Source organism: Myroides sp. LoEW2-1, from assembly GCF_009767705.1.
In the GTDB taxonomy this organism is placed as follows: domain Bacteria; phylum Bacteroidota; class Bacteroidia; order Flavobacteriales; family Flavobacteriaceae; genus Flavobacterium; species Flavobacterium album_A.
This window is the reverse complement of sequence record NZ_WSPP01000075.1, coordinates 1-10,970: the sequence shown is the minus strand read 5'-3', so window position 1 is coordinate 10,970 and position 10,970 is coordinate 1. Positions and strand designations below refer to the sequence as shown.

Sequence of the window (10,970 nt, the reverse complement as noted above, 5' to 3'; positions counted from 1 at the left end):
ATTATCTTCTGATTCTTGAGTTAAAATAGTTTGAAAATTCACATCTGTTATGGTAAAGTCTAAAAAGTTAATTTGTTCTACAACAGAGGTTGATATATTGTTTTTATCACTAGCTATTAATTCGATCGTAAAATTACTACTAGGTGATGATTCGATACTTAATTGATTGGTTGGTATGGTTGTGTTTAACTGGTCTATTATAGAAGTAAATGTATTTTGCCAAATTATGGTATCGTCTTGTTTTAAAAGTAGAGTTATTTTTTCAATTTTATTTTTAGAATTGATCTGAGCTTGAACGGGAAGTGGTGCATTTGGTGTAAATTGTTTATTGTTGTTTAAACCAATACATAGTTTATCAATTGTTATTTTCTGTGTATCTACTTCGCTTATTGGCTCTTGATTATTATCAGTAGATGAACATGAACCGAGTGTTAGTACTAGTATTAAACTCGAGACTAACCAATGTGTTTTAATCATTTTGTAAATTATTTTTATTTAGATTTAATTAATTTAGTCAAATGTAGCCTTAATATAACATTCTAGCAAGGCTTTTTACAGGCTAATGTAGATTTGTTTGGTTTTTTGTACTAAGTATTTGCATTTATGTGTGTTGCGTGTATAAAAGATATGACTGCTGGTTTTAGTAAAAACATTGGTATATAAAAATTACAATTTGAATGAGTTGTTTTAGACTTGGTTTAATATTATTTATTACCAATAGCGTTTGTATAAATTATTCAAGGGATGTATACTTACGATATATATTTGTAATGGTTTTACATTCTATATCTCTTTTATAGAGATAATTAAAGGGAAAAGTTAATTAATGTTTACCAAATTATATAACTAGAACAAGCGATTAAGTAGCTACTTAATCGCTTGTTTACTTTTATACCTTGTCTGGTTATGTTGTTTTTTACAAGTGAGTTTTTGTGTAAAAAGACATTTTATAAATATCGCAATTATTGCTAAATTTGATTAAATCTAAGAAAATAGATAGCCTATGTCTAAGTATGACGATGCCTCTTGGCATTATGGAGGGGATTACCCTCAAGGATTAGCGGACGAGTGTGCTGCAACGCATATCGGGATGTTTTTAAAATGGTGTATTGAAAAGAAACTATATTCTCAGGAGTTGTTTGAGGATTCCGAGCAGGAGATTGAAGAATTGTTAGAAGGTGAATTAACAGGAGCAGAGTTTCTCTTGGAAGTTTGCGATGAAAAGTTTGTATCTTATGATTTAAATGAACAAGGAAATGCTTTTGCAAAAGCCTATTACGATGAGGATACAGCTTTTACTGCCAAGTATAATTCTTATTTGGAAGACTATACAAGCGTGTTTAATCAAAAAGCTCATCAAGCAAATCAACATTTTGATAGTATATATCATGTAGCTGACACACAGGAGAATTATTTATTAATTAAAACTGTTATTGACAAGCGATATATAGAATGGTTGGCTTATATGAGTGAGTAATCAATGTAAGATTATAGCTGGCTAAAACAAAAAGCAGAATTAACTCAGGTAGTTAGTTCTGCTTTTTGTTTTGCATTAGTAATCCTCATCTTCTGGTTCTATAACCTTTACTTCGTAAAATGGAACGAAAGCTTCTAAGGCTTGTTGGTATTCACTCTTTCGTATCGATAGCTCAATTTCGCAACTCATCTGCATGTTTTGAGCGATAATAGTAAGGTTTTTTTCTTTGATAACGCGCATTACATTATTCATGTCCTTGTATTGGAATCTAACCTTGAAGTTTTTATCAATTGTCTTTTCGATAATATCTGCTACTTCCATAGCCATTTGCGCCGTAGCTCTATAGGCAGTAATTAGTCCACCAACTCCGAGCTTGACTCCTCCAAAGTAGCGCACAACCACAATAAGTATATCCGTTACCTCAAAGGATTGTATTTGTCCATGTATAGGTGCTCCTGCTGTATTGCTGGGTTCTCCGTCATCGTTGGCGCGATAGTAAACTTGTTCTGCACCTAATTGAAAGGCATAACACCAATGTCGTGCATTGTAGTGCTCTTTTTTTATGCGCTCGAGAATTTCCTTTACCTGCTCTTCATTTTGAATAGGGAAGGCATACCCAAAGAACTTACTGTTTTTTTCCTTGTATAATACTTCTTGTGTCGGTTGACTTATTGTTTTATATGAATCAATTGTTTCACTCATTTTATCGGGTAACGATCTTTAGTGTATCACTTAGTATGTGATGTTGGTTTAATGTTTTAAAGGTGTTGAGCACAGGTGCTTTTATCCCTTGTTTTAAAGTAGCTTGTCCTACAAATATACGTGCTTCATCCCACAAATCACTGTCTATAAAAGATTGTAGGGTTTGTCTTCCTCCCTCTATTACTACTGAGAGTATATTGTGTTTGTACAAAATATGGCAAATTTGCTCAGGGAGATTCTCCTGAAAGTTTGCATATTCAAATATTGTGTTCCCTTGAGAGATCATTTCTTTATTTGCAGTTATGCAAATTGTCTTTACTTGATTATTTCTAATGGCAAACTGCTGGTCTATTTTTGCGGCTTTGTCGATGTATACGCGAATGGGGTTTTGCCCATACCAGTGCCTTGTTGTTAGCTCGGTATTGTCTGTTAAAACAGTATTAGTTCCAACAAGGAAAGCCATTTCTTCGCTTCTCCACTTGTGCACTAATTGTTTAGAATAAGTGTTTGAAATCCAAAAAGGACGTTGTTTCTCTTTGTGTAAAGGTGCAATATACCCATCACTTGTTTGGGCCCATTTTAGAATAATATAAGGGCGTTTGTTTTGATGAAATGTAAAAAAGCGTTTATTGCTTTTTTGACAAGAATCTTCTAATACACCTACAGTGACTTCAACTCCTGCCTCTTTCATTTTTGCAATACCCTTTCCACAGACTTTAGCAAACGGATCTACTGTGCCAATGACTACTCTGGGTATTTGTTTTTCGATAATTAAATCGCAACATGGAGGGGTTTTTCCAAAGTGACTGCAAGGTTCAAGACTAACATAGAGCGTACTTTCTTTAAGTAGCTGTTGGTTTTTAACCGAAGCAATTGCATTGGGTTCTGCGTGTGGTCCTCCGTACAAAGATGTAAACCCTTCGCCTATAATCTTGTCATTGTGGACAATAACTGCTCCGACACTCGGATTAGGCATTGCCGCATAGGTTCCTTGCTTGGCAAGTTGAATACATCTATAAATATATAATTCGTGTTTCTCCAAAATTGATAAAACTGTATCTTTGAGCAAATTTAAACTTTTTAGCTAAAACATATTTGTTTTTAGCCTTTTACTATGCAGATTAAGTTATTTAAACAGCAGTTTATAGAATCTCTCTCTACTTTGTATGATTTAAGTGAGGCAGAGCAGATGTTCTTCATTGCCTTAGATGAGATAGAGGGAAAATCGAGAATAGATTTGATTATGAATCCCGAGTTACAAACTCAGCAACAGGAGCGTTGGCAAAGTGTCTTACGAGATTTAATACAGGAAAAACCCATTCAATATATCTTTTCAAGGGCGTATTTTTACGGAATGACCTTTGAAGTGAATCAGTATACCTTGATTCCGCGAAGTGAAACTGAGGAGTTGGTAGAGTGGATTATCAATAGTGTAGCACAGGATAGGCAAGTCAGTATATTAGATATAGGAACGGGAAGTGGTTGTATTGGCATTACATTAGCAAGTGAATTGCCAAAGGCTAAGGTTACTTTGATGGATGTGTCAAAGCAGGCTTTAGATACCGCTAAAGCAAACGCAATTAGAAATGGCGTTAGTGTGCAAACCATTTTGCAAGATGTCTTGGCACTAGATAGACTTGAAGGTCAGTATGATATTATTGTATCAAATCCTCCTTATGTTCGAAACCTTGAAAAAGTTGAAATACGCAAGAATGTACTCGACTATGAACCTCACTTAGCGCTTTTTGTTAAAGATGAAGATCCTTTGATTTTTTACCGTAAAATCGCTCAGTTAGCCAATGATAATTTGGTTAAATCAGGTATGTTATTTTATGAGATAAACCAATACTTAGGACCAGAAACAGTAGACCTATTTAACAGTTTGCAGTTTGAGCAAATTGAGCTTCGAAAGGATATGGTTGGTAATGACCGCATGATTAAAGCAGTGAAGTATTAGTATTTTTTGTTAATAGTAGTAGAAATACATCTGATAAGTTAACAAGAGAGTCAAAAGCGAAGAAAAAAGTATCGCGTTATTTGTTGTGTATATTGACTTGTACATAAATATATCTACCTTTACTTTGTTAAACCAATAAACTATGAGTACACAGTATCAAATAAACGAAAGACAGTTATTGCTGAGAGTTAAAAAAGCACCTTTAGCAATACGAATTATCCTTTATGTCATTGCTATAGCAGGAATACTATTGCCAATAATCGCGACGGTAAGTGCTATATTGCTACCTACAACAACAATGTCCATAGTCAATATTATTGTCATGACTGCTTTATTGTTTATCAGTTTGTTTATTTTTAGATTGGCGATTTGGAATACAAAAGGGGAAGAAGAATTCTATTTTGCAGACGATCACGTATACTATCAAGCGAATTACGGTTGGTTTAAAGACAAGAGAAAACGCTATAATTTAACTGATAAGGCTATTTCCTTCGAGATCCGTTCAATTGGAAGTTCCGATGATCACAAGGGGGTTTTGCTGATGCAGTCTGGCACTAAATTATTTGGAAGTGCTGTTAAGGTACCTGTTGAAGATTTAAAGATTATAATTGCGCATATTAAGCAGTACTATAAATAGATAAAAATAAAGGTCGGATAATTCCGACCTTTATTTTTATAGTTGTTTTTAATTAGTGAGCATGACCTCCGCCACCTTCGTTTTTAATCAAGTGGCTTTGGATATAGTAAGCACCTTGGATAGCTATTTGCGCGTCACCTGGCAATTTTTCCATTAATGTTACTTGGGTATATCCCAATTCAGAAACTCCTGTTTTGACTTCTATACGCTGAAAGTGGAAGTGATCCGCCTTAAGTCCAGCTTCTTCTTGCTCAAGGACAAAGACAAATTCTCTACCATCCGCTTTTACAATAGCATCATTCGGTAAAGCATCAACCGTGCTTTCTCCGATGTGAATAAGTGCATTGACATATAATCCTGGGATTAGATTTTCGTTAATCTCATTGATGTTTGCGTGTACAATAACAGTTTTTGTACCAGCTTCAAAAGACTTTCCTATGCTGAAAATTGTAGCTGTAATCTCACTCTTGTTAATGTTAGTAAGATTAAATGATACTTTTTGCCCTACTTGAATATTAGGTAAATCCTTTTCATAAACCATAAGGTCTAAGTGAATCTGGGAGTTATCCACAAGTGTAAATAGGGATTGCCCTTGGGAGATATTGCTTCCAATCTTAACAGGCATAGTAGCGATATTTCCTGAAATAGGCGCTAAGATACGCAGTGAAGTAGCTGAGGCTCCAGGTTGAAGGTTTACCAGCTTTAGTCTATTGCTCAAAGATTGGAACTTAGCACGTTCGATATTCAAATCTGATTTTGTTTTTTGATATACCTTTTCAGAGTTCACGTTTTCTGCTCTGAGTGTCTGTTGACGTTTATATTCGAGTTCTAAGTACTCTAAAGTATTTTTAGAGATTTGATATTCCTCTTGTAGCTGTATAAATTCAGGGCTATCAATTAAGGCAATGACTTGACCTTTTTTTACTTTATCTCCCAGGTTTACCATAATTTGAGTAACTGTACCACTTAAAAAAGAAGACACTTCAGCTTGACTTTGTGCAGGTAGTTCTGTTTGCCCATTCACGCGGATAATATCACTGAGGTTTTTCTTTTGCAGTGCTCCCAATTTTATATTAGCTGCTTTAAATTGTATCTGGTTTAGTTCTACCTCTTTATTTTGGGATTCTTCTTTCTTTGCAGAGGTTGATTCTTGATTGCTCTGATGGTCTGTGTGGTCATCCTGAGTATTTCCCTTGCAGTTCCAAAGTGTAAAAGACAAGGCAAAAACTAAATATATAATTGATTTGTTCATATCGATTCGTTGTTGATTATTGATTGATTAAATAATGCAGGGTATTGTGGCTTAGGTTGTACTGGAGTAAAGCATCTAAGTAATTCATTTGAATCGTTAGTGCTGTTTCCACAGATTGTATGTATTCAACATAAGAGATATCTCCATTATTATAAGATTTCTTTGCGTGATCTTTGATAATCAAAGCATTCTTTAAAGCGTTTTCTTGGTAGTAATCAATCACGTTTTCCTGTGCTAAGATTATATCTAACTGTTGCTGTACTGTTTCGAGTAGTTGTTTGTGAATATAATCTTTTTGCATTGTAGCCATTTCTACTTGGTATTTCATCGCTTTGATTTTCGATTTTTGACTGCCAAAGAACAGTGGAATAGATACACCTACACTATAACTTGGCACGCGTAGTTCTTTTCCATAAGTGACTAATTCTCCTGCGCTGTTTGTGATAGTACCAGAGTCGGATTTTATATTGTATCCCAGCGTAATATCTGGAAGTAATGTTGATTTCTCTAATTTTCTATTAGCTTCAATACTTTCAATTTCTTTCTCGGCTAAAAGCAAAGTATTGTTCTGACTTATGTCAAAAGAATCGTCTGGATTGTGTTTGTCGTACAATAGAGTAGATTCGGCAGGGACAAAGTCTTCATCCAATTGCAATAGCGCTTTTAGTTTCGAGATTTGATTGTCAATCACTGTTTTATTTTGTGAGATTACAACGTTTAATTCTTGTTCTTTAGCAATAGCAACATTGCTTTCCATAAGTGTTGTCTCTCCAGTTTGATATCGAAGCTTTGCTGATTTAGAAAAATCTTTTAGCAGTTCACTTTGCTCTTGTAGGAGTTTGTTCTTTGTCATGGCGTAGAGCAAGTTCTCCCAAGCTTGTTTGACGGCATATTGTGTTGTAATCACAGTACCTTGTTGTTCGAGAACAGCTGTTTCGTAGGCTTTGTTTAAGACTTTCTTCTTTTTGCCATAGCTAAAAGGAGAAAAAGATTGAGAAATAGACAAAGTGATATCTTTTTTTTCTTTTGTATCTAAATAGCCAAAGCCTGTTTCAATGGATGTTTTTTCCAAGTCAAAGCTGGTACGAGTCATTTGTTTTTGAGCTTTTGTATTTAGCTCAGCAGCTAAAATAGACTTGTTGTTTTCAATGCTCAATGCAAGGGCTTGTTCCAAAGTCAGTTTTTGAATTGGTTGAGCTTGTATTGTCGTTCCAATTAAAAATAGAATGACAGTAGCAATTGTTTTTTTTCTGGAGAACTTGAATCCTTTTTCTTCGTAATAGTACAAGATAGGTAGCACAACTAAAGTAAGTATTGTAGCAGTGATTAATCCTCCTATAACCACTGTGGCTAACGGTTTTTGCACTTCAGCACCTGCACTTGTACTTAGTGCCATTGGTAAAAAGCCTAAGGATGCCACCAAAGCAGTAAGCAGTACTGGTCTAAGGCGCAGTTTAGTCCCTTCAATTATTCTTTCATATAATCCCATTCCATCTTCTTTTAAGTGATTAAATTGTCCAATTAACACAATACCATTGAGCACAGCTACACCAAAAAGTGCAATGAAACCTACACCAGCTGAAATACTAAAAGGCATATCTCTTAGGTATAAAGCAGCTACTCCGCCAATTGCAGATAGGGGGATAGCAGTGAAAATCATCAAGGATTGCTTTACTGATTTAAAGGTGAAGTACAATAAAATAAAGATTAAAGCTAATGCGATTGGTACTGCAATCATTAATCGATTGGTAGCTTCAACTAAGTTTTCAAATTGCCCTCCATAAGTAATATAATAGCCTTCAGGCAGTTTTAATTTTTGATCAAGGATAACTTGAATATCACTAACCACGCTTTTTACGTCGCGTTCGCGAACATTGAATCCAAGTACAATTCTCCTTCTACCTTCTTCTCGGCTGATTTGCTGTGGTCCATCTTCATAGTCTACTGTGGCAATTTGGCCCAATGGAATTTGTTGACCATCAGTAAGAGGAATAAAGATATTGCGCAAGTTTTCTATATCTGAACGATAGTCTTGATCAAGGCGTACTACAAGGTCGAATCTCTTTTCTCCTTCATAAACAACTCCAGCAGTCTCACCTGCAAATCCAGAGCGAACAATTTGACTGATATCCGAGATTTTTAATCCATATAAAGCCAATTTGTCCTTGTCATATTTTATAGATATTTGAGGTAGACCGGTTACTCGTTCTAACTTTGTACTGGCTACACCGGGCACATCGTTAATTAAAGTATTGATTTCATCTCCTATACTTGAGAGTCTGTCTAAGTCTTCTCCAAACACCTTAATGGCAACATCACTTCTTACTCCCGTCATCAGCTCATTGAAGCGCATTTGTATGGGTTGTGAAAACTCTGTGCTTACTCCAGGAATTTCCTCAAGAGCTTGTTCCATTAAGTCGATGAGTTCTTCTTTGGTTTTTGCGCTTGTCCATTCTTTCTTGTCCTTTAGAATAATGATTACATCGGCAGCTTCCATTGGCATAGGGTCTGTTGGTATCTCAGCACTACCGATTTTTGAAACAACCATTTTTACTTCAGGGAATCGATCTAATAAAATCTTTTCTGCTTTGGTAGTGGTCTCAATTTCTTGAGATAGAGAACTACCTGATGATATAATCACGTGAGTAGCTAAGTCACCTTCATCTAAGGTTGGGATAAATTCTCCACCCATGCGAGTGAAAAAGTATAAGGCAATGGCAAACAGACCAAATGCCAGTATCAGAACGAAGCGCTTTACTTTAAAGGCACTCTCCAGTACAGGTTTGTACCAACTGTATAATTTATCTATTAACTTATCGCTAAAGTTAGGTTTTTCTTTTCCTGCATGCTTAGATAAGAATACGGAAGATATCATAGGTACATAAGTAAGAGAAAGGATAAAGGCTCCAAGGATAGCAAATGAAACAGTCATTGCCATCGGGCCAAACATCTTTCCTTCGATTCCAGTTAGAGCTAAAATTGGCAAGTAAACTATTAAAATGATAATTTCTCCAAAAGAGGCACTGGTTCTAATTTTGGATGCAGCTGAATACACTTCGGTATTCATTTGATCTTGCGATAACCTTCGGTTTTTACCTGCGTGTAATCTATGGACAATGGCCTCGACGATAATTACTGCTCCGTCGACAATTAAACCAAAGTCAATTGCTCCTAAACTCATTAAGTTTCCGCTAACGCCAAATAGTTTCATCATGGAAATAGCAAATAGCAAAGCCAGCGGAATAACTGAAGCTACGATTAGACCAGCTCTCCAATTTCCAAGTAATAAGACAAGTACAAAGATTACGATTAGGGCACCCTCAATTAAATTTGTCTGAATGGTACTTACTGTTTTTTCGATTAATCTGGTACGATCCAAGAAAGGCTCAATTCCCACACCTTCTGGAAGTGATTTTTCAATTTGCGTCATGCGCTCTTTGACAAGTTTTACAACCTCTTGCGTATTTGAATCTTTTAACATCATGACCATACCGCTCACATCTTCTCCTTTTCCATCTTTGGTCACTGCTCCATATCGAATGCTACTGCCGATACGCACATCTGCAACGTCTCTAATTAAAACGGGAGTACCGCTTATATTCTTCACGACAATTTTTTCGATATCCTCTAGGCTATTCACCATTCCTACACTTCGAATAAAGTAAGCATAAGGTTTTTTGTCAATGTATGCTCCACCTGTATTTTCGTTATTAGCCTCTAAGGCTTGGAATATTTCGATAATAGAAGTATCCATACTTCTTAGTCTATCAGGCTTTACAGCAATTTCATATTGCTTTAAATGACCGCCAAGTGTATTGACTTCAGCTACGCCTTTTACACCAATTAACTGAGGTTTAATAATCCAATCTTGAATGGTTCGAAGGTCCATACTATTGTATTTGTCTTCATATCCTTCTTTGGGAAATACAACATATTGATAGATTTCGCCCAGTCCTGTGCTAACAGGCGCAAGTTCGGGCGCACCTACCCCTTTAGGAATTATTTCTTCTGCAGCTTTGAGTTTTTCAGAGATTTGAGCTCTTGCCCAATAAATGTCTGTTTTCTCTGTAAAAACAACAGTAACAACACTTAATCCAAAACGGCTAATGGAGCGTAATTCGGTAATGTTTGGTATTGGCTTAACGGCTTGTTCAATAGGGTAAGTAATGAACTGTTCTACTTCTTGGGTAGCTAGTGTAGGAGAAGTAGTGATTATTTGAACTTGATTATTGGTAATATCAGGTTGTGTATCCATAGGCAAATTCATCACTGAATAGATTCCCATCACGATGAGACCTAAAGTGAGTATTCCTATAATGAATTTGTTTCGGATACTAAAATGTATGATTTTATCTAACATAGTAGCATAGTTTAATATATGTATGTAAATGCTGCTCCCAGAAGTCTTTGACCTTAGGAGGAGTAATTAATTCGAATAAAAACTAAGCTATTTTAGGGGGTTGCCAAATGCTGCTATCCAATCTGGAAAACAGATTGTCATAGTGATTAAAGTGTTGAGGGCTGTGAATTACTGTTTTGACTTGTGTAATGTTTAGCGCCAAGGCAAGAGTAATAGAGCTAGCACAACAACTACAAGCACATAAAGGGGAACAGGCGTCTAAAGAATGATAATCCCTATCTTGATTATAGGTAGGTAAATCTACCTTGTCAAAAGAGGATAATTGTTCTGTTTTATCAACAAATTTATCTGCACAAGGATACATACTAGTTGTAAAAATAACCAGTACTAAAAGTATAGATAATATTTGTTGTAACATTTTCATAAGACAAACTTAGTGAAAAAAGCCCAAATAAAGTTAGCTAAAAGTCCGTTTTAGTAACAATTGCAATGCTGTTGCATTCAAAAACTTTCGATTGTTTAAATAATGGTGTTTTTTAATTGATTTGTTTTAAAAGTAACTTATAAGTGTTTTGTTTAGAATAC

At 35.4% G+C, this 10,970-nt stretch carries 9 protein-coding genes; 3 read left to right on the top strand and 6 right to left on the bottom strand.

Annotated elements, in window-relative coordinates; translation table 11 throughout:
* Positions 1 to 477, bottom strand: a 477-nt coding sequence (locus tag GOQ24_RS05530) for a hypothetical protein (protein ID WP_160339259.1), incomplete at its 3' end; no start/stop codon positions are given.
* Between the two features lie 526 nt (positions 478 to 1,003).
* On the opposite strand from GOQ24_RS05530, the gene GOQ24_RS05525 reads away from it, so the two are divergent.
* On the top strand, positions 1,004 to 1,477 hold the full coding sequence (locus GOQ24_RS05525; protein WP_155092279.1) for a hypothetical protein: 474 nt from the start codon (positions 1,004 to 1,006) through the stop codon (positions 1,475 to 1,477).
* Positions 1,478 to 1,552: 75 nt separating this feature from the next.
* Here the strand turns inward: GOQ24_RS05525 and GOQ24_RS05520 are convergent, their stop codons facing one another.
* Positions 1,553 to 2,179: an IMPACT family protein gene (locus GOQ24_RS05520; RefSeq protein ID WP_155092278.1), complete on the bottom strand. Its 627-nt coding sequence runs from the start codon at positions 2,177 to 2,179 to the stop codon at positions 1,553 to 1,555.
* 1 nt (position 2,180) lies between these two features.
* Positions 2,181 to 3,248 carry a bifunctional diaminohydroxyphosphoribosylaminopyrimidine deaminase/5-amino-6-(5-phosphoribosylamino)uracil reductase RibD gene (gene ribD / locus GOQ24_RS05515; protein WP_160339258.1) on the bottom strand — a complete coding sequence of 356 codons (1,068 nt, stop codon included), beginning with the start codon at positions 3,246 to 3,248 and terminating at the stop codon, positions 2,181 to 2,183.
* 45 nt (positions 3,249 to 3,293) lie between these two features.
* Here ribD and prmC point away from each other — a divergent pair, with 45 nt between their 5' ends.
* Positions 3,294 to 4,136 carry a peptide chain release factor N(5)-glutamine methyltransferase gene (gene prmC, locus GOQ24_RS05510; protein ID WP_155092276.1) on the top strand — a complete coding sequence of 281 codons (843 nt, stop codon included), beginning with the start codon at positions 3,294 to 3,296 and terminating at the stop codon, positions 4,134 to 4,136.
* Positions 4,137 to 4,278: 142 nt separating this feature from the next.
* Entirely contained in the window at positions 4,279 to 4,773 is a 495-nt protein-coding gene (locus GOQ24_RS05505) for a hypothetical protein (protein ID WP_155092275.1), read from the top strand.
* A 52-nt stretch (positions 4,774 to 4,825) separates the two neighbouring features.
* Here the strand turns inward: GOQ24_RS05505 and GOQ24_RS05500 are convergent, their stop codons facing one another.
* The 3 genes from GOQ24_RS05500 to GOQ24_RS05490 all read right to left on the bottom strand — a co-directional run bounded on the left by GOQ24_RS05500 (position 4,826) and on the right by GOQ24_RS05490 (position 10,809).
* A complete protein-coding gene (locus GOQ24_RS05500; protein ID WP_160339257.1) occupies positions 4,826 to 6,025 on the bottom strand; it encodes an efflux RND transporter periplasmic adaptor subunit in 1,200 nt (399 codons plus the stop codon).
* Positions 6,026 to 6,041: 16 nt separating this feature from the next.
* Complete coding sequence (locus GOQ24_RS05495; RefSeq protein WP_160339256.1) at positions 6,042 to 10,385, bottom strand: CusA/CzcA family heavy metal efflux RND transporter; 4,344 nt, start codon at positions 10,383 to 10,385, stop codon at positions 6,042 to 6,044.
* 82 nt (positions 10,386 to 10,467) lie between these two features.
* Positions 10,468 to 10,809, bottom strand: a complete 342-nt coding sequence (locus GOQ24_RS05490) for a DUF6660 family protein (protein WP_155092272.1) — start codon at positions 10,807 to 10,809, stop codon at positions 10,468 to 10,470.
* Positions 10,810 to 10,970: the final 161 nt, after the last annotated feature.

What these genes read in the sequence shown, in the direction of transcription:
- GOQ24_RS05525 (WP_155092279.1), top strand. Translation starts at nt 1,004, where the DNA reads ATGTCTAAGTATGACGATGCCTCTTGGCATTATGGAGGGGATTACCCT.
- GOQ24_RS05520 (WP_155092278.1), bottom strand. Translation starts at nt 2,179, where the DNA reads ATGAGTGAAACAATTGATTCATATAAAACAATAAGTCAACCGACACAA.
- prmC (WP_155092276.1), top strand. Translation starts at nt 3,294, where the DNA reads ATGCAGATTAAGTTATTTAAACAGCAGTTTATAGAATCTCTCTCTACT.
- GOQ24_RS05505 (WP_155092275.1), top strand. Translation starts at nt 4,279, where the DNA reads ATGAGTACACAGTATCAAATAAACGAAAGACAGTTATTGCTGAGAGTT.
- GOQ24_RS05500 (WP_160339257.1), bottom strand. Translation starts at nt 6,025, where the DNA reads ATGAACAAATCAATTATATATTTAGTTTTTGCCTTGTCTTTTACACTT.
- GOQ24_RS05495 (WP_160339256.1), bottom strand. Translation starts at nt 10,385, where the DNA reads ATGTTAGATAAAATCATACATTTTAGTATCCGAAACAAATTCATTATA.
- GOQ24_RS05490 (WP_155092272.1), bottom strand. Translation starts at nt 10,809, where the DNA reads ATGAAAATGTTACAACAAATATTATCTATACTTTTAGTACTGGTTATT.